The sequence below is a fragment of the Mesorhizobium sp. M2E.F.Ca.ET.219.01.1.1 genome (assembly GCF_004016445.2).
In the GTDB taxonomy this organism is placed as follows: Bacteria; Pseudomonadota; Alphaproteobacteria; order Rhizobiales; family Rhizobiaceae; genus Mesorhizobium.
Map to the genome: position 1 here is coordinate 213,000 of NZ_SADT02000002.1, position 26,297 is coordinate 239,296.

The window sequence follows — 26,297 nt, forward strand, 5'->3', positions numbered from 1 at the left end:
CATGGCGCCCGCTGCGCAGGCTCCGGTGTTGGGGCGCCGGCGGCGTTCGCCGCTGCCCTACACCTGGCAGAGAGGATACCTGCTGGCGAGCCCGGCGCTTCTAGTCATGCTGGCCATCCTCATCTATCCGCTCGGCTACTCCTTCATCATGAGCTTCTTCCGCTGGGACCTGAGCGGCTCGGCGCCATTCATCGGGACGGGAAACTACACCGACGAGCTCTTCGGCCGCCAGTTCAACCAGGCGCTGCGAAACCAGACCATTTTCAGCGTCGTTTCCATCACGATCGAAGTTGTGGCCGGCATGGCGATCGCGCTGCTCGTCAACGGCAAACTGCGCGGCATGCGCCTTGCGCGCACCTTGCTCCTGGTCCCGCCGATGATCGCGCCCGCCGTCGTCGGGCTGAACTTCCGCTGGCTGTTCAACACACAGTACGGGTTGGTCGACGCGCTGCTGCGCATGTTCAACCTGCCCGACATTCCCTGGCTCAACCATCCGGCCTGGGCGCTCGTCTCGGTGATTATCGCCGATGTCTGGCAGAACACGCCGCTGATGGTGCTCCTGTTCCTTGCCGGCCTGCAATCCTTGCCGCAGGAGCCGCTCGAGGCGGCTACCGTGGACGGCGCCACGCCATGGCAGCGCTTCTGGCATATTGTGCTGCCGTTGATGCGTCCGGTCATCATGATCGCGCTGATGCTGCGCATCATCGACACGTTCCGCACCTTCGACGTCGTCTGGCTGATGACGCAAGGCGGCCCGGGCGGTGCCACCAACCTGCTCACGGTCTATTCCTATCTGCTGGCGTTTCAGGCGGTGGATTTCGGACACGCGGCGGCGGTCTCCTACATCGCGCTGGGCATGTCGCTGTTCGTGCTCGGCCTGCTCTACGGGGTGCCGTGGCTCGTTGCGAAACGGAGGGCGATATGACCGAGGCCGTCATTGTCGGCGCACGTCCCATGCCAAAGCGCCGGCGCCGCCGGCTCACGGCGGGGATCGCCAGTCAGTATTTGGCGCTGGTCGTGACCGTCGCGCTCACCGTCTTCCCACTGGTTTGGCTGTTCCTGACCTCGATCCGCAGCTCGGCCGACATCTTCTCGGTTCCGGTGCATATCATCCCCGAGACCGCGACGCTGACGCAGTATGTCGCGGTCTTCGCCCAGTACGACACCATGGGCTATGTCTGGAACACCGTCATCGTCTCGGTGGCGACAGTCATCCTTGTCCATCTGCTGGCCATACCCTGCGCCTATGCGCTGTCGCGCTTCAGGATACCGGGCGCCATGCTGATCTTCGGGCTGCTTTTGATCATGCGCATGATCCCGGTCATCGCGCTGGCGATTCCGCTCTTCGCGGTGTTCGCCGCTTTGGGCCTGCTCGACACCGTCTGGGCGCTGATCCTCAGCCATACCGCAGCCAAGCTGCCGGTCGCCATCTGGCTGCTTCTGGGCTTCATCCAGGATGTGCCGAAAGAGATCGAGGAGGCGGCCCAGTCGGATGGCGCCGGCACCGTGCGTACGCTGGTCCAGATCGTGGCGCCGCTGATTGCGCCCGGCATCGGCGCCAGCGCCGTGATCACCTTCCTCTTCACCTGGAACGACCTCTTGCTCGCCTTGACCCTGACCTCGAGCAAGGCCGCGCAGACGCTGCCCGTCGGCCTCACCAATTTCGTCTCGCAGTACGGCATCGACTGGGGCGCCATGTCGGCCGCGGGCGTGCTCATGGTCATCCCGACTTTGGTGTTCGTCTGGTTCGCCCAGGGGCTGCTGGTCAAAGGCCTGACCACCGGGGCCGTTCGCGGCTGAAGGGCGGATGGGCTTCGACGACGGTTGAACGCAACTGAGTGACGATTGGCGAGGTTGGCACCTCGCCGCGCATTGGAGGAAACGGAATGGAAGCTGACCAGATACCGGCGATAGAGGACATTTCCCGGCCGCCACGAGAACTGGTCGACGCGCTGGCGGCGATCGGTTCGGCGACACTGGCCAGCGAGCTTTATCACAAGATGGGCATTCGCGATCCGCAGATCCGTGGGCCTCGCCCATTGCGTTCTGGCAGCACGGCAGCAGGGCCGGCGCTCACGCTCCAATGCATGCCGAAGCGCGAGGATCTGTACAACGAGACGGAGTATGAGGAGCCGGAGCGGCAACTGCACCGGCACGTCCTTTATCCCACCAAGCCGGGCGACATGGTGGTGGTCGATGCCCGCGGCGATATGGGCAGCGGCATCTTCGGCGAGATGATGCTGACCTATTTCGCCGGGCGGGGCGGCGCCGGCGTCGTCGTCGACGGCTGCATTCGCGATTCCGCTCAGGCGGCGGCGCTCGATATCGGCATCTGGGTGAGGGGCGTCACGCCGAATTTCCACGCCCAGACCAACATCGTCCCCTTCGCCGTCAACGTTCCCATCGCCTGCTCGAACGTGCTGGTCATCCCCGGCGACATCATCGTCGCCGACGACGATGGTGTGGTCGTCGTGCCGGTCGCCCTTGCCCCCAGCCTGGTCGAGCTCGCCGGCGCGCATGTCGAGTGGGAGGAATTTTCTCGCTCGCGGCTCGCGCAAGGCGGAGACCTGCGGAAATATTATCCGTTGAGCCCCGAGGGCGAGGCCGAATACCGCGCATGGCGGCAGGCCCAGGGAAAATGAGCCGCGCCGGTACGGGAGAAGAATAGGTGTCCGCAATCGAGATAGAACAGCTCGGCAAGAGCTTCGGCGCGGTGGAAGTCCTGCGCAGCGTCAACATCGAGATCGCCAGCGGCGAGTTCGTGGTCCTGGTCGGCCCGTCGGGCTGCGGCAAGTCAACGCTGCTGCGCATCATCGCGGGGCTCGAAGAGCATACTACTGGCGAGATCCGCATCGGCGGGCGCGTCGTCGACGAGATGCCGGCCAAGTCGCGCGACATAGCCATGGTGTTCCAGAGCTACGCGCTCTATCCGCATATGAGCGTGGCCGACAATATGAGCTTCGCGCTTCGGCTGGCCAAGGTTCCCCGGGAGGAGATCGTCTCCAGGGTGAAGGCGGCTGCCGAAATCCTCGGTCTGCAGGACCTGCTCGGCCGCATGCCGCGTCAGCTGTCCGGCGGCCAGCGCCAGCGTGTCGCCATGGGCCGCGCGATCGTCCGCGCCCCCTCGGCCTTCCTGTTCGACGAGCCGCTCAGCAATCTCGACGCCAAGCTGCGCGTGAAGATGCGTGCCGAGATCAAGAAGCTGCACCAACGGCTCGGTCGCACCAGCATCTACGTCACGCATGACCAGACCGAGGCGATGACGCTCGCCGACCGCATCGTGGTCCTGAACAAGGGCCGCATCGAACAGATCGGCACCCCGTCCGAACTCTACGAGAAACCGGCCAATCTGTTCGTCGCGGGCTTTATCGGTTCCCCGGAAATGAATCTCATCGAAGGTCGCGTCGACAACGGCGCGTTCGAAGCCGGTTCAGGCCTTCGCCTGCCCCTGCCCAAAGGGTTGCAGTTCCGCGGCGCACAAGAGGTGATTTACGGGATCCGTCCCCAGCACATCATCGTCGGGGGCGATCATGCGAGGGCAAGCGTCCAGGTGGTGGAGCCGACAGGGGAGGCTCAGGAGCTGACATTGAGGACAAGCGGGGTCGAGCTCGTGGCCGAAGTTCGGGATCACCAGCCGTTCAAGCCCGATCAAGAGGTTGGGTTGGAGGTACTGGTTTCGAAGGTCCACCTGTTCGACGCGCAAAGTGGCAAGAGGATAAATCAGGACGAGCGGGTTAGAGGGTAGGCGGAACTGCTCGCCCATGGAGCTGAAAACCTCCAGCTCCAGCCAGGCGCTCAACGTCGACGGTGGCATCTGCTACCACTGTCGCCTGTAGCGGGCTCTCGCAGGCACCCTACAGCCTCGGTCCTGCCACCATGCGCGCGACGCGCGCCATGTCGGCACTCATCTCGCGATCGTCGTCGAGCGGGGCGACGAGCGCCCGCACGGCTTCATAGCTGCGCCGCGGGCCTTCGCCCATGGAGTCCAGCACGCCACGCAGCTCCACGCCCGTCGCCGCGAAGATCAATTCCATCGCCACCAGATAGCGCAATCGCTCGATGATGCCTGCCGTCTTGGCTACCACGCGCGGCGCCATCGACGACTGGTCCTCGACGCCGTCCGAGATCGCCAAGGGGCTGAGCGACATCGGATTGGCGAGGTGCCGGATCTCGGCCTCGAGTGCCGCGACCGGCTTCTGCAGTTCCGCGTATCCCTGGCGGCTGCCGCCCCTGGCCGACAGGAAGCGCGGCAGCTCCGCAACGGTCGGCGACATCAGCTTCATCGAGCGGTTGGCGGTGCCGACCGCGCAATGCGCCAGCGCCTGGCCGAGATTTTCCCAGGTCAGCGTGAAGGCCGTCAGGTCGAAATTGCCGTTGGAGACGACCCGCTCGGCCTCAGGCAGGATGACCGGATTGTCGCCGGAATGGCCAAGCTCGATCTCCGTCGCCAGCCTAGCCTGCTCATAGGCGTGGAGCAGGCCACCCCACACCTGCGGCACGCAGCGGAAGCTGAGCGGATCCTGCAGGCGCCGCGCGGCGTTGTCCTGCCACAGCCCGGAGCCTGAAAGCTCCGTTCGCAGCCGCGCGCCGATCTCCTGCTGGCCGAAGGCCGGACGCGCCGCAAGCGCATCCTCATCGATGGCCTTGAGCGACGCGCGGAAGGCTTCGTAGTTCAGCGCCACCGCCGCCAGGGACCAGTCGATCAGGCACGCGATCTCCTCGAGCGCCAGGCATGCCGTTCCGGTCGAAAGGCTGTTGGCGACGATGATGGCGTGGCCGTCCTTTTCGCGCAGGTCGAGCGGTTCGAGCCCGGCGAGCTTCAGCGCCTCGGCCGACGGCATGATCCTGCCTTGATACTCGCTCTCGCCGTCGCCGCGAAGCGCCCGTGCCAGATGGCCGAGCGGCGCGAGATCCGCGGCGCCCACCGATCCCCAGCTCGGAATGACGGGATGGACGCCGGCGTTGAGCGCGGCGAGCAGGCCGAGCACCACGCCTTCCGAAGTGCCGGTGCCGCCCGCCGCCATGCCGCAGATGCGCGCGACCATCAGCGCCCGCACCGCCTCGGTCGGCAGCGACGGGCCGGCGCCCATCGAATGGCTGAGCGGAACGCTGTGCTGGAAGGCAATCAGGTCGGCCTCGGCGAGCGGCGTGTCGACGCAGGCGCCAAGTCCGGTGGTGACGCCGTAAAGCGGCTTGCCGAGCTGGGTGAGATGCTCGATCAGGGCGCGGCTTGCGCGGATGCGGCGCATAGCTTCCTCGCCGAGCACGAGCCGGGCATTGCGCCGCGCGATCTCGGCGACGTCTTCCGTGCTGAGCGGCTTGGCGTCGAGGACGATCACTCTGGCTGTCATCGGTCTATTCCTTGGGCCTCCGGGAATGGTGGCCGAACGAATGCAGGATATCCGGCATCGGAGCCGGCCATTGTCGAAAATCCGCCGTCGCGATTGCCGTTATCTTTCTTCAGCTGGCTGTACGGCGCGAGAAATGCTCCATACGGGAACTTTTGCGCCGCCAGCGATTTTGGATATGCTGCGAATCCAACTGCCGAAAGGTTGCCGTCGATGATGAAGTACCTCGCCCTCTCTGCTCTCGTGCTGGTCACGGCCGCCAGCATGTCCGCCTCGGCGGTCGCGGGCGAATGGCATCATCATCGCTACCATCGTCATCAGCCGCCGGTCGAGCATGAGCGCTACGTTCCGGCCAGTGATGATATCCTCTACCAGCTGTTCGGCGGTCCGCGCTATTACGACCAGCAGCTTTTCACAACCGCCGCGGGCGCCTGTTCCTACGACGGCGTCGGACCGGACGCGAATGCGATAAACAAGATCAACGACCACCATTGCGGGAAGTAGCCGTCGTCCGCCACGCCTCGCCCTGCGATAGATAGCCTTCGACCATTTCACTGCGTTCGCGGACGATTGATGCCGTCAGCAAGGGCTTGCGTTGGTCGCTGCTGGCGCCGAGGGAGGTTCGAACACATTCCTTCGAAACATTGTATACAATACCTAAGAAAGATGTTGACAATCCGCCCTAGGCAGTTTCCCTTAACGCCATCCGCGCAGCCTATGAGCAAAACACAAAGCGCGATAACCAAGGGGAACTGCCAATATGATCAACCGTCGCTCGACTCTGAAATCCATGGCGCTCGGCGCCGTCTCGACCCTGGCCATTGCCGCTGTCGGCATTGCGTCCGCGCAGGCCGAAAACAAGGAACTGAAAATCGGCTTTGTCGGCGTCACCAGTGGCCCGGCCGCCGCCTGGGGCACCTCGAACGTGCGCTCGATGCAGACGCGCGCCGCCTGGCTCAACGAGACCGGCGGCGTCAAGATCGGCAACGACACCTACAACATCAACATCGTCACCTTCGACGATCAGAAGGACCCCAAGCGCGCCATCGCCGGCATGGAGAAAATGGCGCAGGAAGGCATCCACTATGTCGTCGGCCCGAATGTCGATGACGGCGCCGCCGCGGTGCGCCCCGTCGCCGAGGCCAACGGCATCATCTATTTCCCCTACGCCTTCCCCAAGGCGCTCTATCAGAAGCCGGCTTCCAATGCCGTGCTGGGCATGATCGCCAACTATCAGTCCGGCCCAGCGATCTACAAATATCTCAAGGAAAACAAGGGCGTGAAGAAGATCGCCTTTGTTGCGGCGAATGAATCCGACCCGCTCAGCCAGCGCGACTCCGGTGTCGAGGCGGCAAAGGCTCTCGGCCTGGAAGTCGTCGCCCAGAACGACACCTACCAGAACGACACGCGCGACTTCACCCCGGTGCTGACACCGATCGTTGCCTTGAAGCCCGACCTGCTCGTCCTGTCGGGCGTAGCACCCGCCAACGCGCCGCTGCTCATCCGCGCCGCCCGCGAGCTCGGCTATGAAGGCCTGATCTCGACGGAAACCGCGCAGGACGCCAAGGTGCTGGAAGAGGGCGCCGGCGAATATGCCAACGGCTTCATCTCCGTCGGCGGCGCCTCCACGCCGGAGATCGCATCGGACGAGATGAAGGAATTCGTCACCCGCTACACCAAGATGTTCGGCGAATACAACGACGAGTCCAACACCAAGGTCTATGCGCTGGAATACATCCTCGACACGCTGAAGGCCAATCCGGCGGCCATCAACGACGTAGCGGAATTCAAGAAGACCATGGACAGCTTCTCGGCGCCCAATCCCTTCCTGAAGGGCGACGCGAAGCTGAGCTATGTCGGCGCGACGTCGTTCGGCCAGAAGCGCCAGCTCTCGGTGCCGATGGTGGTCAACGAATACAAGGACGGCGCTTTCCAGACCCTGTTCGTCGGCTCCGTCGACTAGCATTACCTTCGAGCGTATTTCCTCAAGCTTGCCGCGGGGTCCGGTCGATAGGCCGGACCCGGCGGAAGATCGAAGGTATCCATGGAACAGGTCATCGCCAACGGACTGTATCTCGGTGCCCAATACGCGCTGATCGCGCTGGGGCTGACCCTGATCTTCGCCCTGATGAACGTGCTCAATTTCGCCCACGGCCAGATGTATGTGTTGGGCGGATTCATCACCTACACCGTCTACGGCCAGCTCGGCCTGCCTTTCGTGGTGGCGCTGCTCGCCTCCGGCGTCACGCTCGCCGTCATCGGCGCGCTGATGGAGAAATTCCTCTTCCGCACCGTCATCCGGCGCAGCCATCGCGAGGAAAGCACCATGCTGCTCGCCGCCGCGACCGCCTTCTTCTTCGATGCCGTCATCCTGCTTCTGTTCGGCGAAAAGCAGCGCGGCGTTCCCAAGATCGTCAAGGGCGTCTTCAACGACGTTGGCATCATTATGCCATACGACCGCATCGTCGTCGGCGCGCTGGCGATCGTCTTCATCGCCGCCTTCGTCCTCTACATGCAGTACAGCCGGGTCGGCCGCGCCATGCGCGCGCTTGCCCAGGACCGCGTCGCCGCCCAGCTGATGGGCGTCCGCGTCGACCGCTATTCGATGATCGGCTTCGCCATGGGCGCCATGCTCGCGGGTGTCGTCGGCGGGCTGCTGGTCACCATCACCGGCGTCAATTCAGGTATCGGCGGGCCGATCTCGATCAAGGCCTTCCTGATGGTGATGATCGGCGGAGCCGGCGTCGTCGGCGGCGCGATCGCCGGCGGCTTCATCCTCGGCATGATGGAGTCGGTCGGCCTCACCGTGCTGCGCGAATATGGCGACGTGACCTACCTCGTCATCTTCGCCGCCCTGATGGTGTTCCTGTCGATCCGCCCCAACGGGCTGATGGGCAAGCCGTGGGGTTGATCGTGCCATGACCTTCAATCGCAACACCAGGGTCGCCGCGGTCGTCGCCTTCCTCGCGATCGTCTTTGTCGTCGTGCCGGCCGCGATTTCGGCCAGCGGCCGCTTCGACCTCTATTACACGCTGACCTCGGTGGCGCTGCTCAGCATCGCCAGCGCCGGTGTATGGCTCACCTTCTACATCGGCCGCATCAACATCGGCCAGGGCGCCTATGCGCTGACGGGCGGCTATGTCTCGGCCATCCTGGTCATGAACCATGGCTGGTCGTTCTGGCCGACGCTCCCCGTCGCAGGACTGTTCTGCGCCGCCGCCAGCGTGCTGATCGGCCTGCCGATCCTGCGCCTGCGCGGCGTCTATTTCGCCATGGTCACGCTGGTGCTGACCGAGGTCGCGCGGCTGCTTGCGCTGGCCTTGCCGATCACCAACGGCGCCAAGGGCATCGTCAGCATTCCGCTGCCCGGCGCGCTGTCGGTCTTCGGGATCACGCTGATCCCCGATTTCGCCACGCTGCAGAATTCGCGGCTCGCCTTCTATCTGCTGGCGGTCACGCTGATGGTGGTCTGCTTCGCGATCATGTACCGGCTGGTCAATTCGCGCATCGGCAAGCTTTGCCAGTCGCTGCAGCAGAACGAGGAGCTCGCCTCCTCGATCGGCGTCAACATCGCCTATCTGCGCGTCATCGCTTATGCCGTCTCATCCTTCTTCGGCGGCGTTTCCGGCGCCATCTTCGCCGCCATCTCGCAGTCGATCTACCCGTCGAGCTTTACCGTCACCGATTCCGTCAACTTCATGCTGAACTGCTTCCTCGGCGGCCTCGGCTATGTGTTCGGTCCGATGCTCGGCACGCTGGTGCTCTATTTCGGCTGGGACCTTCTGTTCCAGACCGGCCAGTTCCAGTTGCTCATCTATTCCGGCCTGATGATCGTCCTGATGCTGGTGCTGCCCAACGGGTTGCTCAGCCTTGCCGAAACGACCCGGAAGAAGGGTTGAGCTATGGCCGAAATGCTCGAGGTCTCCGGCATCACCAAGCGCTTCGGCGGTCTGGTTGCGGTCAACAACGTGTCCTTCTCGGTGCGCGAGAAGGAGATCCTGTCGGTGATCGGGCCGAACGGCGCCGGCAAGTCGACTTTGTTCAAGCTGATCTCGTCATTCCTCAGGCCGACAACGGGCGAGGTGCGGCTGAAGGGCGAACGCATCTCAGGTCTCGCTCCGCACATCGCGGCGCGCAAGGGCGTGGTGCGCACCTTTCAGGAGACGACGATCTTCAAGAACATGAGCGTGCGCGACAACGTCATCATCGCGCACCATCTGCGTTCGAAGGCGAGCCTCTTCGGCTTCTTCCTCGGCACCGGCACAGCGAAGGCGGACGAGGCGGCCTTCGGCCAATCGGCCGACGACATCTTGGCGCTGCTCGGCCTCTCCTCGCTCGCCCATGAGATCGCCCGCAACCTGCCGCATGGCCATTTGCGCGCGCTGGGCATCGCCATCGGTCTGGCTACCAACCCTTCCATCCTGCTGCTCGACGAGCCCTTCGCCGGCATGAACCATGACGAGACGATGCGCATGGTCGAGATGGTGCGGCGCCTGCGCGAGCGCGGCCTGACCATCCTTCTGGTCGAGCACGACATGCCGGCCGTAATGAAGATCTCCGACCGGCTCGTCGTGCTCAATTTCGGGCAGAAGATCGCCGAGGGAACGCCGTCGGAAATCCAGGCCAACGACAAGGTGATCGAAGCCTATCTCGGCAGCGAAGACGAGGCGATCGGCCTATGAACCGGATCCTGAACTTCGCCAATGTCGAGCTCTATTACGACCATGTCTATGCGCTGAAAGGCGTTTCGCTCGAGGTCAACGAGGGCGAGACCGTCGCGCTGATCGGCGCCAACGGCGCCGGCAAATCGTCGATCCTTCGCGCCATCACCGGCCTGCGCAAGATCAGGTCCGGCGAGATCCATTACGGCGGCAAGCGGATCGACGGCGCCGCCCCCGACGAGATCGTCAAGATGGGCATCGCCATGGTGCCGGAAGGACGCCGCGTCTTCCCCTACATGTCGGTCAGGGACAACCTCCTGATGGGCGCCTTCACCCGCACCAGCAAGGCCGAGATCGCCGCTTCGATGGAGATGGTGCTGGGGCGGTTTCCCCGGCTCAAGGAGCGCTTCTCGCAGGCCGCCGGCACGATGAGCGGCGGCGAGCAGCAGATGCTGGTCATCGGCCGCGCGCTGATGGCGAAGCCGAAGCTGCTGCTGCTGGATGAGCCATCGCTGGGCGTCGCGCCAAAGCTCGTCCAGGACATCGCCCGCTCGATCGTCGCCATCAACCGCGACGAGAAGGTCAGCGTGCTGCTGGTCGAGCAGAATTCGCGCATGGCGCTGCGCATCTCGCAGCGCGCCTACGCGCTGACCACCGGCAGTGTCGCGCTCAGCGGCAACTCCGCCGAACTGCTGACCGACGACCGGGTCAAGCGTCTTTATCTGGGCGGCGAGATCTGAGGCTGAATGGAATGCGCATTCTCGTCATCAACCCCAACACCACAGCCTCGATGACCGCCAAGATCGGCGAGGCGGCGGCAAGTGTCGCCTCCGGCGCGACGGAGATCGTCGCCGTCAATCCGGTCGACGGACCGCCCAGCATCGAAGGCTATTTCGACGAGGTCTTCGCCATTCCCGGCATCATCGCCGAGATGGGCAAGGCACAGGCCGACGCCTATGTCATCGCCTGCTTCGACGATACCGGCCTCGATGCCGCGCGCTGCGCGACGGAGGCTCCCGTCATCGGCATCGGCGAGGCGGCCTTTCATATGGCCAGCCTCGTCGCCGGCAAGTTCAGCGTCGTCACCACGCTTGCCCGCTCGGTTCCGGCGATCGAGCACAATCTGGCGAAATACGGCCTCGCCTCGCGCTGCGCCAAGGTGCGCTCGTCGGACGTCGCCGTGCTCGAGCTCGAACGTCCGGGATCGAATGCAAGACATCGGATTTCGGAAGAGATCGCGCGCGCCATCAGCGAGGACAGGGCCGAGGCGATCGTGCTCGGCTGCGCCGGAATGGCCGACCTTGCGCACAGCCTGTCCGAGGAGCACGGCGTCCCGGTGCTGGATGGCGTCGTCTGCGCCGTCACGCTGGCCGAGAGCCTGTTAAAGGTCGGCTTGAAGACATCGAAGATCGGCGGCTATGCGGCGCCGCGCGGCAAGCAGTTTGCCGGCATGTTCGCACCGCTGTCGCCGGCCGACTGAGACAGTCGTGTAAGGCAGGCTGCCCGGGATTGACCACCGCGCAAGCCATATTAGATTGAACCGACCTCTACCAATGGAGGCAAATCAGGCGTGCTGCGCCTGCGCGTTGAAGAGCATGTTGACGGTACTCAGGGAAGACGATCGAGAAGACAAGCCGGCGGCGCGCTGGTCGCCGATCTATTATGGGCTGAGGGACGCCATCGTCAGCCATCGCCTCGCGCCGGGCACGAAGCTGCCGGAGGACGAGTTGGCCTCGATCTATTCGGTGAGCCGCACCGTCGTTCGAGCCGCCCTGCAGGCGTTGGCGCACGACCGGCTTGCACGGCTGGAGCCCAACCGCGGCGCCTTCGTCGCTCAGCCATCGAAGATCGAGGCGCGGGAAGTGTTCGAGGCGAGGGCGCTGATCGAGCCCAAGGTGGCGGCGCTTGCCGCCAGGGCGGCGGTGCCGTCGGACATCGTGCAATTGCGCCACCATCTCGAAAAGGAGCATGAGGCGCTGCATGATGGCCGCGACAGCGACGCCATCATGCTGTCGGCGCGCTTTCATGTCGGCATCGCCGAAATCGCGGCGCATTCGGTCTTCACCAACTTCGTGCGTGACCTCGTCTCGCACTCCTCGCTGATTATCGCGCTCTACTGGAAGCGCCGCGACGCCACCTGCGAGAAGCATGCCCATCATGCGCTGGTCGACGCCATCGAGGCCGGCGACAGCGCCGACGCCGCCGCCCTGATGAACAGCCATCTGGTCGACCTGCTCTCCGGTCTCGACCTAACCGACAAGGTGGGTAAATCCGACAGCCTGGCGGATTTGTTGCAGACGGCGGTCCAGCCGGGTCGCTGAACCGCCGGAGGACTGGCTAGGCTGCGGCCGCCTGCGAATAATCCATCCGCTCGAGATCGGCGATCAGGCCGGGTCCGGTCGGCTGCCAGCCGAGATGCTGGCGCGTCCATTCGCTCGACGCCGGCATGTCGAGACCGGCGAACATGGCAAGCCATCCGAAATGGTCCGCCGCCTCTTCCTGCGACAGCGAGACCACCGGCACGTTGAGGCCGGCGCCGATCACTTCCGCGATCTCGCGCACCGGGATGCCTTCCTCGGCGACGGCGTTGTAGCGCACGCCGGCGTCCTGCTTGTCCAGCGCCAGACGGTAGAGCTTCGCGACATCCAGCACATGCGCCGCCGACCATCGGCTGCGGCCTTCGCCGAGATAGGCCGACACGCCCTTGCCCCGCGTCTGCGCGATCAGCGGCGTGATCAGGCCCTGCTTCACCGTGTCATGCACCTGAGGCAAGCGCACCACCGATACTTTGACGCCCTTCTCGGCCATCGCTTGGCCGGTCAGTTCCGACAGGATACGCGGATTGGGATGCTCTGTGTTGAAGACGTCTTCCCTCGCCGGTTGTCCATGTTCGGCGGAGCCCATGCCGACGCCCGACGTGATGATGAGCAGCCGGTCCGAGCCGGCGAGCGCGCCGCCCAGCGCTTCGATGACGCGCTTGTCCTTCTCGCAATTGGCGACGAAGTTCGAGAAATTGTGGTCGAAGGCGGTGTGGATCACCGCGTCCGATTTCGCCGCGCCGTCGCGCAGGCTGTCGAGGTCTTCGAGGTCGCCGCGATGCGGCTCGGCGCCGGCGGCGACAAGCGATCGCGCGCCGGCATCGGAGCGGGTCAGGCCAAGCACCTGATGACCGGCGGCGAGAAGCTCAGGCACGATCCTGGAACCGATGAAACCGGTCGCGCCGGTAAGGAATACACGCATGGGAGGTCTCCTGTGGTTGTTTGGAGGCCTTATTTGCGCTATAGCTCATTCTGTTAAAGTAGTGATCTTATCATGGTATAATTGCCAACAGGATCGCAATGCCCATCGACACGTGCAACAGGCTTGGCACCTTTTTGCGAGATCGCCGCATGCGCCTCGATCCGACGGCGTTCGGCTTCGCCACGGGGCGACGGCGCACCCAGGGCCTGCGGCGTGAAGAGGTGGCGCAGCGCGCCAATATCAGCCCGACCTGGTACACCTGGCTGGAGCAGGGGCGAGGCGGCGCCCCGTCCGCTGATGTGCTCAACCGCATCGCGACCGGGCTGATGCTGACCGAGCCCGAGCGCGAGCATCTGTTCATGTTGGGTCTCGGGCGGCCGCCGGAGGTCCGCTACAGAGGCGTGGACAGCGTGACGCCGCGCCTGCAGCGTGTCCTCGACGCCTTGGACCCCAGCCCGGCAATCATCAAGACCGCGACCTGGGATGTGGTGGCCTGGAACCGCGCCGCCGCGGCGATGCTGACCGACTATTCCAAGCTGCCGCGCGAGCAGCGCAACATCCTGCGCCTGATGTTCGGCAATCCGCGCGTGCGGGACGCGCAGGACGACTGGCAGAGCGTCGCGCGTTTCGTGGTTGGCTCGTTCAGGGCTGACGCCGTCCGTGCCGGCGCCGGCGCGGAGGTCACCGAACTCGTCGAGGAGCTTTCGCGGGTGAGCCCCGAGTTCGCCGCGCTCTGGCGCGACAATGATGTCGTCCCGGCGCATGGCGAAGGCGTGAAGCGCCTGCGGCATCCTGAGATCGGACTGATCGAACTGGAGTTCTCGGTCTTTGCCGTGGACGGTCGGCCCGAGCTCGGCATGATCGTCTACAATCCCGTGACGCAGGCGGACGCGGAACGCATTCAATCGCTGATCGCGTCTCGATCCGGCTGACGCCGTGCCCTTTGTCTTTGCCTCACGGCGCGTCTGAGATTGGCTGCAGGACCAGGGAGCTATTCCATGAACTTCGATCTGAAATGGTCTCCGTCCGAAAAGAAGGTTGCTCGCGCTGCTTTCGATGCGGCGCTGGAGGTGGCGCTCGGCAAGAAGCTGGCCGAATTCAAAAAGAAGGCCAGCGATGCGGCGACCTTTTCCGATATGTGGGAGATCGAAGATTATCTGAGACAGCAACGGCGAAACCTTGAGCAGATGTTCGACTATCGCTACTCGCAGCTGACCGTTGTCTTTGGCGGTCTAATCCGGAAAGGGTATCTGGACGAGAAGCTCCTTGCCGGTTTGTCGCAAGACAAACGGGAAGAGATAAGCAGGTTCCTTGCTTGGCATGAGAGAAACTAGTGGCACCGCACAGGGATTTTGAGCGGTCGGCTCTGTTTGCGTTGGCAGCCGGCATGCGTTGGAGATTGGCCGAAACGCCCATCGCGATTGTCATTCTAGGGCGAAGCAGGAGCGAAGCTCCGTCGCGAAGACCCTAGAATCCATGCCGTTACCTTCGCCAAGGCGTGCAACGGAACAGAATTCTGCACCGCGGCAACGCTTCGAAGTCACGGCATGGATTCTATGGTCTACGCCGCGTCGCTTCGCTCCTTGCTCCGCCATAGAATGACGAGGTTGGGGCGGCTTCGACCAATCCCCGGCGTTTGCGCTGATTTCACGCAAATGAACGGAAAATCCTGCGCCAAGACAAACGGCAACCTTTCAAAATCCCTGTGTCGGGGAATTAGCGCGCCAGGACTACCTTGCCGCGCGCCTGAGCGCCTGCGGCGGCTGGCCGAAGCTTCTCATGAAGGCGCGGCGCATGCGGCCGGGATCGCCGAAGCCGGTTTCCCCGGCGATGCGGCCGAGTGGCGCGTTGCTGGTTTCCACAGCCATGCGCGCCGCTTCCAACCATGCATGCAGCTCAAATATCTCAGACACAGCCGGCCCGGTGAACCGTCAGACTCGAAGCGTCAGCGTGGCTGCCGTTTGCCCGACCGCTTCGGGGAAGGGTCTGTGTCAGCCGGCTGCCTTATGTGGTCGATGAAAGCGCGCAGCTTGGGCAGCACCTGGTGCCGTTCCGGATAATAGAGAAAAACGCCCGGCGTGGTCACCGCGAAACGGCCAAGCAGCGCCTGCAGGCGCCCGTCGGCAATCGGCGCGTCGGCGATCGGGCTCGGCACCTGCGCCAACCCGACACCTTGGATCGCCGCGCCGAGCAGCGACGGATAGTCGTGCGCGATCAGCGGTCCCGAGACGATCGCCTCTATCGTCTTGTTGCCGTCGACGAAGGACCAGGGCGCGACCGAACCGTTGGAGCGGCGCAGGCGCAGGCAGGCATGGTCGCGCAGTTCCTCGATGCGCTCGGGTACAGCGCGCCGGCGCAGATAATCGGGACTGCCGACGACCACCATCGGAAAGGACGGCGTCAGGCGCACCGCGACCATATCGGGCGCGATCAGATCGCCGATGCGGATGCCGGCATCGAAGCCTTCGGCGGCGAGATCGGCCAGTTCGCCGCTGGCGACGATCTCCAGCTCGATCTCAGGATAGGCCTGGCAGAAGGAGGCGATCATCGGCTCCAGCAGCACCGGCACCACGGCCGGCGGCACCGAAAGGCGCAACAGCCCCGCCGGCCGCTGGCCCATGTCGCGGGCGATCTCGCTCGCGGCGATCAACTCCTCGAAGGCCGGCCGGGCGCGCGCGAAAAAGCGCTCGCCGGCTTCGGTGAGGCCGACGCTGCGCGTCGTGCGGATGAAGAGCGCGGCACCTATGCGCGCCTCTAACGTGCGTATCGCCTGGCTGATCGCCGACGGGGTGACGGCAAGCTCGGCCGCGGCCTTGCGGAAATTGCGGTGCCTTGCGACGCTCAAGAAGGCCTCGACGCCGTCGAGCGCGCCGTGTCGGACTGTGAAGTTCTGCTTCATGACCCATCGACATTATCGCTGATAGTCGCTGGCCGAAAGTGGCCGTATTTCTTGCGCGACGAGGAAGCCTGAAGGGAAGTGCAATGACCGACGAACTCGATCGCGTGCGCGATCACTACCGCGCGACCGGCCTCACCGATCGATTGAAGACGGCGCTGGCGGTATTTGGGCCGGAGGAACAGCGGTTGAAGCCCGAGCAGCTGGCTACGCTGGATCAGTTCCACACCCGCGGGCTGGCCGCGACAGCGGAGCTTGCCAATCTGGCCGTAATCACAGCCGGCATGTCGGTGCTCGACGTCGGATCGGGCGTCGGCGGGCCGGCCCGCTTTCTTGCGGAGACCTATGGCTGCCACGTGACGGGTGTCGATCTCAGCGAACCCTTCGTCGAGGCCGCGCGCTATCTGACCCGGCGAACCGGGCAGGACGGCAAGGTGTCGTTCGAAACCGGCAGCGCGCTGGAGCTGCCTTTCGAAGACGGCCGCTTCGATGCCGCGCTTTTGCAGCATGTGGCGATGAACATCGCCGACCGGCCGCTGCTCTACCGCGAGATCAGGCGCGTGCTGAAGCCGGGCGGAAAATTCGCGACCTTCGATGTCGTGCTGAGCGGTGGCGATCCACTCTATCCGGTGCCGTGGGCGAAGACGCCGGGCGAAAGCTTCCTGTTGACCGCCGAAGCGACCTGCGAGGCGATCGAGGCCGCCGGCTTCGGCGCGCTGGTCCGCCGCGACGACACGGCCATAGCCAAGGCCTGGTTCGCCGAACTCCGCGCCTCCGGTCCGCCGCCGCTCAATCTCGGCGTCGTCATGGGGCAGGGTTTCGCCGAACTCACCACCAATCTCGGACGCAATCTCATGCAGGGACGGCTGGGTATCCTCACCGCGGTGTTCGAAGCTGTTCCGGTCAACTGAGCAATTCCAGGAAAAGTGTTCAGCGGTTAGGCTCGGCGACTTCGCCGTAGCCTTCCGTCCGGAATTGCGAAAACTAACATTGAAAGGAGGCGCGGATGTCACCGGCGATGATCCTGAACATCCAACTTGGGCTTGGCTACGTGCCCTGGCTGCTTTGCTTTGCCGCCTATATCTGGCCGAGACTGGGGTCGATGGAGCCGATCGAGGCGCAGCGCGCCATCGCCACGCTGCACAGCTTCCGCTTCTTCGGGCTGGTCTTCCTCATCCCCGGCGTGGTCGGCCCTGATCTTGCTCCCGGCTTCGCAAGCTTCGCCGCCTATGGCGACTTTGCGACCGGACTCCTCGCCATGCTGGCGCTGCTCGCAGTGGCGAGGCCCGCTATCTTCTGGCCCTTCGTCGTCGCCTTCAACGTCGTGGGCGTGGTCGACCTTGTCGGCGATTACTATCACGGCGTCATGCTCGACCTTCCCGGTCATGCCGGGCAGTTGGGCGCGACCTATGCGATCCCGGTCATCTACGTGCCGCTTTTGATGATCACGCATGTCGCGGCCTTTTATCTGCTGGCGCGATCCAGGCGCCATCAGCCGGCAACGGCCTAATACATAGGGTTCGCCATGTGCTTGGGCGCCGGCCATTCGCCGGTGATCTCCGGCTGCACCGGACGCTCGAGATAGGTCGACAGCACCACATAGCTGCGCGTCGAAGTGACGCCGGGCGTGTCGTAGAGACGGGCAAGCAGCCCTTCGAGCGCCCGCGTGTCCTCGGTGCGCACCTTGAGCAGCATGCAGGTGTCGCCGGCGACCGTATGGATCTCCTCGACCTCCGGATATTTGGAAACCGCCATCAGTTCCGGCGTCTTGCCCCAGCCTCTTGTGTCGATATGCACGAAGGCCAGCAGCGGCTTCTTCACTGCCCGCGGATCGATGATGGCCGATGTGGCGCGGATGGCGCCGCTGCGCTTCAGCCGCTTGACCCGCTCATGCGCCGCCGGCGGCGACAGGCCGACGCGCTCGCCCAGATCGGCATAGCTGATGGTCGCGTCCTCGACGAGAACGCCTAATATTTTTCGGTCGATCGGGTCGATCTCACGGGCCGGCTGCTTGTTCGGCTGAATGTCATCTGTTTCTGCGTCCATATGGAAATTCTCCGTTGATGCGGAATTTAATTCGGCCATTATGATGATATGTCGAACAGCAATCAATCAGCAATTATGACTGAGGCGCCCCGCGCGCCGATCCCGGCCTCAGCCTATCTGCTGACCGGCTGCATCGCCGTCATCGGCTCCAATTCGCTGGTTCTGGGACCGATCGCGCCGGCCGTCGCGGCGTCGTTCGGCGCCAGCGTGCCGGCGGTGATGACGGCGGCTGCCGCTTTCGGCCTCGGCACCTCGGCCAGCGCGCTCTTCCTTGCCCGCTACATCGACCGTATCGGCGCGCGCCGCATGCTGCAGGGCGCATTGCTGCTGCTGGCCCTGGCGCTGGTCGCCAGCGCGCTCGCGCCGACCGTCGCTTTGCTCGTGACGGCCCAGCTCGTCGCCGGCATTGCCGCCGGTATCGCCATGCCGGCGATCTATGCCAGTTCGGCCGCGATCGCGCCGCCCGGCCGCGAAAGCGGCACCATCGGCGTCGTGCTGACCGGCTGGACGCTTTCCATGGTCGCCGGCGTCTCGCTGTCGGCGGTGCTCGCCGATCTCATCCACTGGCGCGCTGTGTTCGCCGTGGTAGCACTGCTGGCGGCAGCGGCCGTTGCCGGCCTGGCGATGAGTTCGTTGCACGATGCCAGGAAGAGCGGCCCCGCGCCGTCGCCGCTCGGCGCGCTCACGGTTCCCGGCATCCTGCCGCTGCTCATTGCCTGCGGCGCCTTCATGACCGCCTTCTATGGCGTCTACGGCTATCTCGGCGATCATCTCCATGAAGCTCTCGGCGAGCCGGTCAGCGCCAACGGCCTGGCGGCCGTCGCCTACGGTCTCGGCTTCGGCGCGGCCGCCTTGCTCGATGGTGTCATCGATCGCCTCGGCGCGCGCCGTGTCATGCCCTTCGCCTATCTTCTGGTCGCCGCTGTCTATGTCGCGATCGCGCTGGCGAGTGGTAGCTTCGGCCTGCTGATCGCGACGATCTCCGTCTGGGGCCTGGCCAACCATTTCGGTCTGAACGTGCTGGTCATGCGCCTCACCGCCCTCGACCCGTCGCAACGCGGCACCATAATGGGCCTGAACAGCGCGGTCACCTATCTCGCCGTCACTGTCGGCACCGCAGGCTTCGGCCCGCTCTACACGAGCCTGGGCTTCGCCAACTGCGCCCTGATCGCCGCGGGATTGATGCTGGTGGCGGCATCGGCCGCGGCATGGCGATCAGTCGGTCCTCGGTAACAGGTCTGCCTCACTCCTCGCTTACGGACGGAAAACCGTTTCGCAGTTTCCTTGCATTGCTCTAAGGCTGGCTTGCGAACCGGAGCCGCAGCCGATGAAGACGAGCCTTGAGATCACCGCGGAACCCTTGCCACAGGACCTCGCTCTCCTGAGCGGGAACCTCACCGCCTTCAACGACGCCGATGTCGGCGCGTCAGGTCGAAAGCCGCTGGCGGTTTTGGTGCGCGACGAGCATAGCGTCATCGTCGCCGGCGTTTCCGGCTACACCGCCTGGGGCTGGCTCTACGTGCAGTGGCTTTGGGTCGACGAAAAGCTGCGCGGCCGCCGCACGGCCGCCGATATGCTCGACGCCGCCGAGCAGGAGGCGATTGCGCGTGGCTGCCACGGCGCCTGGATCGACACCTTCAATCCGACCGCCGAGAAGGTCTATCGGCGTCAGGGTTATCAGCCGTTCGGCGAATTGCCGGATTTCCCGGTCGGCCGCCGCCGCGTCTTTCTGCAGAAGAAGCTGCCTTAGAGCGCTTCCAGGAAAAGTGTGGAGCGGTTAGGCTCGACGTATTCGCCGTAGCCTTCCGTCCGGAATTGCGCCAAAAACAAACTAGCCCGCGAGCTTCCCGCCGCGCAGCGGCTCAGGTGCGCCGGTGGTGCTTGGAAAGCTGATCGGCAGGCCGCGCAGCACGCGCACGGCGAGGAAAGCGAAACACTCCGCCTCCACGGCGTCGCCCTTCCAGCCAAGCGCCTCGGCCTGCACCACTTCGACGCCGGCGCGGCTTTCGAGCATCGCCATCATCGTCGGGTTGTGGCGGCCGCCGCCGCTGACCGCCAGCCGCTTCGGCCTTCGCGGCAAAAGGTCGAGCGCCTTGCCGACGGCGGAGACGGTGAAGGCCGTCAGCAATGCTGCGCCATCCTCGGCGTTCAGCCCGTCGGCCATCGCCGCGGTGAAGTCGAAGCGGTCGAGTGATTTCGGGTAGGGTTTTGTCAGATACGGATGCGCAAGCAGCCGCGCGAGCCTTTCCTCGTCGACCGTGCCTGCAGCCGCCAGCCTGCCGTCGCGGTCCATCTCGCCGAGGCCCTTCGCCTTGATGAAATCGTTCACCGGCGCATTGGCCGGCCCGGTGTCGAAGGCGACGATATTGTCCTTGCCGTCCCACCAGGTGATGTTGCCGACGCCGCCGAGATTGAGCACCGCGGTTTCACCGCTGGCGTCCGCTTGCTTGAGCAGCGCCGCATGATAGGCGGCCGCAAGAGGCGCGCCTTGCCCGCCGGCCGCCACATCGGCCGAGCGGAAATCGTAGGCCACCTTGGTGCCGAGCAGCGAGGCCATCAGCTCGCCATCGCCGAGCTGGCGCGTCCGGCCGATCCGTCCCGGTTGCGGCGCGCGATGCAGCACGGTTTGGCCGTGGAAGCCGACGATGCCGATATCGGCAATGCGCATGCCCTGGCTCTCGACCAGATCGTTGACCGCCGCCGACTGCGCCCGCGTCAGCGCCTCCTCGGCCTCGCGAAAAATCGCCGGCTCCGGTCCCTCGAAATCCCAGGCGCGCGCCTGGCGCAGCGTCTCTTCGAGCAACGTGCGGATCGATTGCGGGTAGGGGGCCAGCGTGTAGGTGCCGGTGTCGGCGATGCGCTCGCCGTCCGTCCTGATCAGCGCCACGTCAATATTGCCGTCGAGCACCGTGCCGGTCATCAGGCCGACGGCCCAGATTGGTTTCATGGTCTTGTCCCCGAATCGTCGTCGAACCACGTGTCGGACGGATCGGCGCGGCAGGCAAGTCTTTCGCCGCGCCCATCCAGGCGGCGTTTTGCGCCAAATGGCGAAAATCGAGCAACCACGTTCTTGCCTCTTGCCGCCGAAGGCGCGAGCCTGCACGACCGACATCAAGCTATCGCAGGAGAAGACCCATGGCAGCCAATGTTGCAGTGATCGCGGGCGCCGGCTCCGGGCTGAGCGCCTCGCTGGCGCGGCTTCTCACCAAGGAAGGTTTCCGCCTCGTCCTTGCCGCGCGCAATGTCGACAAGCTTGCCGCGCTGCTGAAGGAAACCGGCGCGGTGGCCGTGGAAACCGACGTGTCGGACCCGGCTTCCGTCGAGCGGCTGTTCGAGGAGGCCGACAAGGCGGGTCCGCTCGAAATTGCCGTCTTCAATGCCAGCGGCCGCACGCGCGGCCCGATCGCCGAACTCGACGCGGAAGCGGTCAAGCAGGCCCTGCTCGTCGGCGCCTATGGCGGCTTCCTGGTCGGCCAGCAGGCGGCGCGCCGGCTTCTTGCGCGCGGTTCCGGCTCGATCCTGTTCACCGGCGCTACGGCTAGCCTGAAAGGCTTTCCGGGCTCGGCCGGTTTCGCCATGCCCAAATTCGGCTTGCGCGGGCTGGCGCAATCGATGGCGCGCGAGCTCGGCCCGAAGAACATCCATGTCGCTCATTTCATTATCGACGGCCAGATCGCGTCGCCCGCGAGGACGCCCGAGCGGCCGGACAGCCATTTGTCACCCGATGCGATCGCCGAGGCCTATCTCGCCGTCCATCGCCAGCATCGCAGCGCCTGGAGCTTCGAGGTCGAGCTGAGGCCCTGGGTCGAGACGTTCTGACGGCCCACTGCACCAAGCGCACAATAACGCGCACTGCCGTGGACATGTTATTTTAGAAAGTCTGCATATTTACTGATGCCATTTTAGCGATCCGCAATGTAAAAAGGCGAAAAATAAAAGATACCTTTACTTAACTTCGGCGTGCATACTGCGGAACGGTCAGATCTGTTGTCCGGCTCTCCTGCGCGAATTGAGAATAGGCATGCCGCTTACACGTCGTACGCTGTTTGCAGCCGGAGGCGGAGGGCTGCTGGTCGCGCAGGCGCAAGCCCTGGCCACGCCGGCCCAGGCGCAAGACGCTCCGAAACCCATCGTCAGCGACAACAGGCTGCGCATCGCCATGCCGGCCTTCGCTTCCGATCCGTTCTTTCCGGCCGATGGCTCAGGGGACAAGGGCATAGACATGGACCTTGCGCGCGGCATAGCCGCGGAGCTTGGCGTCGAACCGGTGTTCGACCGGTCCGCCGTGACCTTCGATGCCATGGTGCAAAAGCTGGCCTCGGGTGAGGCCGACCTGGCGATCGGCAAGCTCAGCCGCACGCTTAAACGCGGCCGGTCGATTCTCTATTCCCGGCCCTACGCCATGCTGCACCAGGGTCTGCTCGCCAATCGCGTTAACCTGGCGCGCATCACACAAGGCAAGCCGCCCGAGCAGATCATCCGCGATTTCTCCGGCGAGCTCGGCGTGATCGAAGGCTCGTCCTTCGCTACCTATGCAGCGGTGACCTTTCCGCATGCCACCATCCAGCGCTTCGCGGGCTGGAACACCGTCATCGATGCGATCCGCAACGGCACGATCGACCTCGCCTATCGCGATGATTTCGAGATCAAGAAGCTGATGGTCGACGATCCGTCGATGACGGTCGTCGCGCGCTCCATCACGCTGACCGACAAGGTCGACACCATAGCGGTTGGCGTCAGCCCGGCCAATCCGCATCTCGCGGCCTTTGTCGATCTCTATCTCGATCTGGCAAGGGGCCAGCAGGTCCTCAACACCGACGAGATCATCGCGCGCTATCGCCAGGGGAGCAAGGCCTGACAATGGCCGTCTCGGATGCAGCCGCACCCATGCCTCTCGATTGGCGCCTGGCGCCGAAGCGCATCCTGCGCTCGCCGTTGACGACGATCATCATGATCCTGGCCGGGATCTTGTGCGGGCTCTACTATCCAGCCTTCGCCCATGCGATCAGCCCCGTCGCGCAGGTGTACCTGAATTTCCTCAAGATGGTCGTCCTGCCTTACCTTGTCTCGTCCGTCATCTTCTCGATCACCGCGATGGTCCAGGACCCGAAATCGGTCCGCTACCTCGGCAAGGTCGGCATAGCCGTGCTGGTCGTGTCGTTCCTCGCCGTGCTGGTCAGCGGCACCTATTCGCTGATCCTCAAGCCCGGCCAGATCGAGAACCCGCAATCGCGTATCGAGCTTGGCGAGTTCATCAATTCGCAAGGCAGCGTTTCCACCGATCTCGCATTCCCGTTCCAGCCGCCGCCGCCCACCGGCGATGCGAACAGCGGCCATTCGATCTTCCTGGATCTTGTGCCGAACAACGTCTTCAACGCGCTGGCCTCGGGCCAGACCATTCAGGTGCTGTTGTTCTGCCTGCTTTTCGGGCTGGCGATGGGCAAGATCCCGCAGCCCTCGTCGCTCAGCCTCTCACAGGCGCTGAACGCCGTGTACCGGGCCTGCACGGTGCTGACCAACTGGTTCGTCTGGGGATTGCCTTTTGCGACCTTCATCCTGATCGCCGACCAGACCGCCTCGACCGGCACCAAGCCGCTGATGCTGATGGGCGGCTATCTGCTGGTGATGGGCCTTTCCTGCCTGACATTCCTCGCCGGCGCGTTTGCTATCATCGCCATACGCTCGCGGCGAAGCTACTGGGCCACGATCAAGACCCTTCAGCCGCTCCTGATGGTGGCCATCACGACGCGCTCCACGGTCGCCTCGCTGCCCTGGGTCATAAACCTTTTAAGCGAACGGCTGCGCTTCAACCTGGTGGTGGTCGAGCTGCTCGTGCCGCTGCAAGCGGCGCTGCTGCGGACCGGCCCGGCGCTGGTCTACACCTCGGGCGCCCTGTTCATTGCCCAGCTCTACGGCCATCAGCTGGCGATCCCGGACCTCTTGCTTGTCGGCGTCGTCTCCGCGCTTCTGGCGCTGACGACAGGCGGCATGGGCAGCCTGCTCATCCTATCGCAGATGTCCATCGTCTGCGGCTATCTGAAGCTTCCCTTCGAGGCGGCGTTCGCCCTGTTCGTCGCGGTGGACGCGGCCGTGGACACGCTGATGACGCTGTCCAGCGTCTCCACTGTGGCGGCGAGTACAGCAATGATAGCGCCCAGCCACAGGGAGACGACGCAGTCTGACGAAGCCGTCGCGCAAGAGTTCGAAGCCGAGCCGGCCCGATGATCGACGACGGCGTCCGCCCGCAGCTCGGCATCATCGGCGGCCTCGGACCGCTGGCGTCGGCCGACTTCTATTTCAAGCTGACCCGGATGACCGAAGCGTTGCGCGACAACGAGCATGTGCCTTCCGTCATCCTTAGCGTGCCGCAATTGCCCGACAGGACCGAAGCGATCCTCAGCAACCATGACGGTCCGCTGGCGCCGCTGCAGGCCGCGGTCGCAACGCTCAACGCGCTCGGCGTTGCCTGCATCGCCATGCCCTGCAACACCGCCCATCATTGGTACGACAGGCTGGCGGCGGACTCGCGAGCCGAGATCATCCACATCGGCGACGCCGTGGTGGCGGAAATCCGCCGCAGCCTGGACCGGGGCAGGGTTGCCAACCTCGCAACCCGGGGCACGCTGGTTTCCGGTTTCTATCAGCACAGGATATCGGCGGCGGGGTTCGACCTCTGCCTTCCGCCGGACGCCGAGTTTCAGGAACGCGTCGACAGCGCGATCATGCTCGTCAAGGCCGGGTCGATCGCGCAAGCCGCTGCCGAGACCGAGCGCGCGCTTCATCTCGCGCAAATGGCCGGCGCCGATGTCGCCCTGCTTGGCTGCACGGAACTGTCCGTCGTGGCAGCCAGCCTCAACGACACGAACGGATTGATCGTCATCGACAGCAATGCAGCCTTGGCGCGGGCCAGCCTGATGCGGCTGGGCTTCGGCGTACAGGAAGCGCGGGGCCTGCCGACTGTGCCTCGCTTGCGGGGAAGCGATCGGTTGAGCTGGCGAGTCGCGCAGCAGGCCTCCTGAGCGCTTGCCGCTTGATCGCGTAAAACCGGCTGCCAGCAGCCAATGTTCTCCAAGTCATAAAATCTTTGAGAGAATATTTTCCGCCTCCCGTCTGAGAGGAAATGCGCTTCTTTGCCCGAGCGGGCAGCATTGGTGATGCTTGAGATCAAGGCTTCGCATCCCGCCGGGCCGAAATGATTTCAAGATTGCAAGGAACGCATCATGTCAGAACGCGGCAGCGCTTCAAATTCTCTCGTTACGTCAATCACCAGGCGCGCCGGACTGGCGGCACTTCTCGCCACGACATTGGCCGTCATCGGCCTGACTGCGCCGTCGCCCTCCTTCGCCGAGGACAAGAAGGCGATCAAGGTCGGCATCATCAGTGGCGAGGACGAGGATGTCTGGCGCGTCGTCACCGCCGAGGCGGCCAAGAAAGGGCTGACGATCGAGACCATCGTCTTCAACGATTACACCCAGCCCAACGAAGCGCTGGAGCGCGGCGAGATCGATGCCAACGCCTTCCAGCACAAGCCCTATCTCGACAACCAGATCAAGACGCAAGGCTATCACATCGTGCCGGTCGGTTATACCGGCGTCTGGCCGATCGGCCTCTATTCGAAGAAGCACGCCAAGGTTGCCGACCTGCCGGAAGGCGCCGTCGTCGGGCTTCCGAACGATCCGTCGAACGAGGGCCGCGCGCTGCATGTGCTGGAGCATGAGGGCCTGATCAAGCTCAAGGACGGCACCGGCATCCTGGCGACCACCGCCGACATTGCCGACAACCCGAAGAAGCTTGAGATCAAGGAGCTCGACGCCGGCATTGTCGGCCGTTCGGTCGACGATCTCGACGCCGCCGTCGTCAACACCGACTGGGCGCTGAAGAGCGGCCTCGGCCCTGAAAACCGCATCGCGCAGGAGCCGGTGGCGGACAATCCCTACCGCAACTTCATCGCGGTCAAGGCCGGAAGCGAGAACGAGCCCTGGGTGAAGACGCTGGTCGCCTCCTACCAGAACGAAACGGTCAAGGCCGAGTTCGACAAGGTCTACAAGGGCACCGGGATCAGCGCCTATTGACCGGCGCCTGGCTATCTGAAGTTGGCGGTCCGCT

The 26,297-nt window shown here is 64.4% G+C and carries 29 protein-coding genes; 23 read left to right on the forward strand and 6 right to left on the reverse strand.

From position 1 onward, the window contains the following. Position 1: 1 nt before the first annotated feature. The 4 genes from EN862_RS11430 (at position 2) to ugpC (ending at position 3,745) form a co-directional block, all read left to right on the forward strand. Complete coding sequence (locus EN862_RS11430) at positions 2-925, forward strand: sugar ABC transporter permease (RefSeq protein ID WP_189401716.1); 924 nt, start codon at positions 2-4, stop codon at positions 923-925. Beyond that, positions 922-1,800 (forward strand): carbohydrate ABC transporter permease, encoded by an 879-nt coding sequence (locus tag EN862_RS11435; RefSeq protein ID WP_127866895.1) that lies wholly within the window; start codon positions 922-924, stop codon positions 1,798-1,800. The genes EN862_RS11430 and EN862_RS11435 overlap by 4 nt, the downstream gene beginning before the upstream one ends. 86 nt (positions 1,801-1,886) lie before the next feature. After that, positions 1,887-2,642 (forward strand): ribonuclease activity regulator RraA, encoded by a 756-nt coding sequence (locus EN862_RS11440; protein WP_127866896.1) that lies wholly within the window; start codon positions 1,887-1,889, stop codon positions 2,640-2,642. A gap of 26 nt (positions 2,643-2,668) precedes the next feature. Further along, positions 2,669-3,745: a sn-glycerol-3-phosphate ABC transporter ATP-binding protein UgpC gene (gene ugpC / locus EN862_RS11445; RefSeq protein WP_127866897.1), complete on the forward strand. Its 1,077-nt coding sequence runs from the start codon at positions 2,669-2,671 to the stop codon at positions 3,743-3,745. A gap of 109 nt (positions 3,746-3,854) precedes the next feature. On the opposite strand, the gene hutH is transcribed toward ugpC, so the two are convergent. Further along, positions 3,855-5,351 carry a histidine ammonia-lyase gene (hutH, locus tag EN862_RS11450; RefSeq protein WP_127866898.1) on the reverse strand — a complete coding sequence of 499 codons (1,497 nt, stop codon included), beginning with the start codon at positions 5,349-5,351 and terminating at the stop codon, positions 3,855-3,857. A 210-nt stretch (positions 5,352-5,561) separates the two neighbouring features. Here hutH and EN862_RS11455 point away from each other — a divergent pair, with 210 nt between their 5' ends. The 8 genes from EN862_RS11455 to EN862_RS11490 all read left to right on the forward strand — a co-directional run bounded on the left by EN862_RS11455 (position 5,562) and on the right by EN862_RS11490 (position 12,330). After that, entirely contained in the window at positions 5,562-5,852 is a 291-nt protein-coding gene (locus tag EN862_RS11455) for a hypothetical protein (protein ID WP_127866899.1), read from the forward strand. 256 nt (positions 5,853-6,108) lie between these two features. Further along, on the forward strand, positions 6,109-7,311 hold the full coding sequence (locus EN862_RS11460; protein ID WP_127866900.1) for an ABC transporter substrate-binding protein: 1,203 nt from the start codon (positions 6,109-6,111) through the stop codon (positions 7,309-7,311). 81 nt (positions 7,312-7,392) lie between these two features. Continuing rightward, on the forward strand, positions 7,393-8,259 hold the full coding sequence (locus EN862_RS11465) for a branched-chain amino acid ABC transporter permease (RefSeq protein WP_127866901.1): 867 nt from the start codon (positions 7,393-7,395) through the stop codon (positions 8,257-8,259). 7 nt (positions 8,260-8,266) lie between these two features. Then, complete coding sequence (locus EN862_RS11470; RefSeq protein ID WP_127866902.1) at positions 8,267-9,247, forward strand: branched-chain amino acid ABC transporter permease; 981 nt, start codon at positions 8,267-8,269, stop codon at positions 9,245-9,247. 3 nt (positions 9,248-9,250) lie between these two features. After that, positions 9,251-10,030: an ABC transporter ATP-binding protein gene (locus tag EN862_RS11475; RefSeq protein ID WP_127866903.1), complete on the forward strand. Its 780-nt coding sequence runs from the start codon at positions 9,251-9,253 to the stop codon at positions 10,028-10,030. Continuing rightward, complete coding sequence (locus tag EN862_RS11480) at positions 10,027-10,749, forward strand: ABC transporter ATP-binding protein (RefSeq protein WP_127866904.1); 723 nt, start codon at positions 10,027-10,029, stop codon at positions 10,747-10,749. The genes EN862_RS11475 and EN862_RS11480 overlap by 4 nt, the downstream gene beginning before the upstream one ends. Before the next feature lie 11 nt (positions 10,750-10,760). Continuing rightward, entirely contained in the window at positions 10,761-11,489 is a 729-nt protein-coding gene (locus EN862_RS11485; RefSeq protein ID WP_127866905.1) for an aspartate/glutamate racemase family protein, read from the forward strand. 115 nt (positions 11,490-11,604) lie between these two features. Continuing rightward, positions 11,605-12,330: a GntR family transcriptional regulator gene (locus EN862_RS11490; RefSeq protein ID WP_189401719.1), complete on the forward strand. Its 726-nt coding sequence runs from the start codon at positions 11,605-11,607 to the stop codon at positions 12,328-12,330. A 16-nt stretch (positions 12,331-12,346) separates the two neighbouring features. Here EN862_RS11490 and EN862_RS11495 read toward each other — a convergent pair whose 3' ends face one another. Next, a complete protein-coding gene (locus tag EN862_RS11495) occupies positions 12,347-13,249 on the reverse strand; it encodes an SDR family oxidoreductase (RefSeq protein ID WP_127866907.1) in 903 nt (300 codons plus the stop codon). A 98-nt stretch (positions 13,250-13,347) separates the two neighbouring features. Between EN862_RS11495 and EN862_RS11500 the strand changes: the two genes are divergently transcribed. Together EN862_RS11500 and EN862_RS11505 are read left to right on the forward strand one after the other, a co-directional pair. Next, complete coding sequence (locus EN862_RS11500; protein ID WP_127866908.1) at positions 13,348-14,181, forward strand: helix-turn-helix transcriptional regulator; 834 nt, start codon at positions 13,348-13,350, stop codon at positions 14,179-14,181. Positions 14,182-14,247: 66 nt separating this feature from the next. Continuing rightward, positions 14,248-14,583, forward strand: a complete 336-nt coding sequence (locus EN862_RS11505) for a hypothetical protein (RefSeq protein WP_127866909.1) — start codon at positions 14,248-14,250, stop codon at positions 14,581-14,583. Between the two features lie 396 nt (positions 14,584-14,979). On the opposite strand, the gene EN862_RS11510 is transcribed toward EN862_RS11505, so the two are convergent. Continuing rightward, positions 14,980-15,162, reverse strand: a complete 183-nt coding sequence (locus tag EN862_RS11510; RefSeq protein WP_348632072.1) for a helix-turn-helix domain-containing protein — start codon at positions 15,160-15,162, stop codon at positions 14,980-14,982. A 32-nt stretch (positions 15,163-15,194) separates the two neighbouring features. Continuing rightward, complete coding sequence (locus tag EN862_RS11515; RefSeq protein ID WP_127866911.1) at positions 15,195-16,148, reverse strand: LysR family transcriptional regulator; 954 nt, start codon at positions 16,146-16,148, stop codon at positions 15,195-15,197. Between the two features lie 83 nt (positions 16,149-16,231). Here EN862_RS11515 and EN862_RS11520 point away from each other — a divergent pair, with 83 nt between their 5' ends. Continuing rightward, positions 16,232-17,056, forward strand: coding sequence for a class I SAM-dependent methyltransferase (locus EN862_RS11520; protein ID WP_127866912.1), 825 nt, complete (start codon positions 16,232-16,234; stop codon positions 17,054-17,056). A gap of 95 nt (positions 17,057-17,151) precedes the next feature. Further along, a complete protein-coding gene (locus EN862_RS11525; protein ID WP_127866913.1) occupies positions 17,152-17,655 on the forward strand; it encodes a hypothetical protein in 504 nt (167 codons plus the stop codon). On the opposite strand, the gene EN862_RS11530 is transcribed toward EN862_RS11525, so the two are convergent. Further along, positions 17,652-18,191: an Lrp/AsnC family transcriptional regulator gene (locus tag EN862_RS11530; protein ID WP_127866914.1), complete on the reverse strand. Its 540-nt coding sequence runs from the start codon at positions 18,189-18,191 to the stop codon at positions 17,652-17,654. The genes EN862_RS11525 and EN862_RS11530 overlap by 4 nt on opposite strands. A gap of 48 nt (positions 18,192-18,239) precedes the next feature. On the opposite strand from EN862_RS11530, the gene EN862_RS11535 reads away from it, so the two are divergent. Together EN862_RS11535 and EN862_RS11540 are read left to right on the forward strand one after the other, a co-directional pair. Continuing rightward, complete coding sequence (locus EN862_RS11535) at positions 18,240-19,424, forward strand: MFS transporter (protein WP_127866915.1); 1,185 nt, start codon at positions 18,240-18,242, stop codon at positions 19,422-19,424. A gap of 94 nt (positions 19,425-19,518) precedes the next feature. Continuing rightward, positions 19,519-19,941, forward strand: coding sequence for a GNAT family N-acetyltransferase (locus tag EN862_RS11540; protein WP_127866916.1), 423 nt, complete (start codon positions 19,519-19,521; stop codon positions 19,939-19,941). Positions 19,942-20,022: 81 nt separating this feature from the next. Here EN862_RS11540 and EN862_RS11545 read toward each other — a convergent pair whose 3' ends face one another. Continuing rightward, positions 20,023-21,138: an anhydro-N-acetylmuramic acid kinase gene (locus EN862_RS11545; RefSeq protein ID WP_127866917.1), complete on the reverse strand. Its 1,116-nt coding sequence runs from the start codon at positions 21,136-21,138 to the stop codon at positions 20,023-20,025. Between the two features lie 188 nt (positions 21,139-21,326). Between EN862_RS11545 and EN862_RS11550 the strand changes: the two genes are divergently transcribed. The 5 genes from EN862_RS11550 to EN862_RS11570 all read left to right on the forward strand — a co-directional run bounded on the left by EN862_RS11550 (position 21,327) and on the right by EN862_RS11570 (position 26,263). After that, positions 21,327-22,010 (forward strand): SDR family NAD(P)-dependent oxidoreductase, encoded by a 684-nt coding sequence (locus EN862_RS11550; protein WP_127866918.1) that lies wholly within the window; start codon positions 21,327-21,329, stop codon positions 22,008-22,010. 202 nt (positions 22,011-22,212) lie between these two features. Continuing rightward, complete coding sequence (locus tag EN862_RS11555) at positions 22,213-23,049, forward strand: transporter substrate-binding domain-containing protein (RefSeq protein WP_189401721.1); 837 nt, start codon at positions 22,213-22,215, stop codon at positions 23,047-23,049. Positions 23,050-23,078: 29 nt separating this feature from the next. Next, positions 23,079-24,416 carry a cation:dicarboxylase symporter family transporter gene (locus EN862_RS11560; protein WP_245519559.1) on the forward strand — a complete coding sequence of 446 codons (1,338 nt, stop codon included), beginning with the start codon at positions 23,079-23,081 and terminating at the stop codon, positions 24,414-24,416. Continuing rightward, complete coding sequence (locus EN862_RS11565; protein ID WP_127866920.1) at positions 24,413-25,210, forward strand: amino acid racemase; 798 nt, start codon at positions 24,413-24,415, stop codon at positions 25,208-25,210. The genes EN862_RS11560 and EN862_RS11565 overlap by 4 nt, the downstream gene beginning before the upstream one ends. Before the next feature lie 201 nt (positions 25,211-25,411). Continuing rightward, positions 25,412-26,263, forward strand: coding sequence for a MetQ/NlpA family lipoprotein (locus EN862_RS11570; RefSeq protein WP_127866921.1), 852 nt, complete (start codon positions 25,412-25,414; stop codon positions 26,261-26,263). Positions 26,264-26,297: the final 34 nt, after the last annotated feature.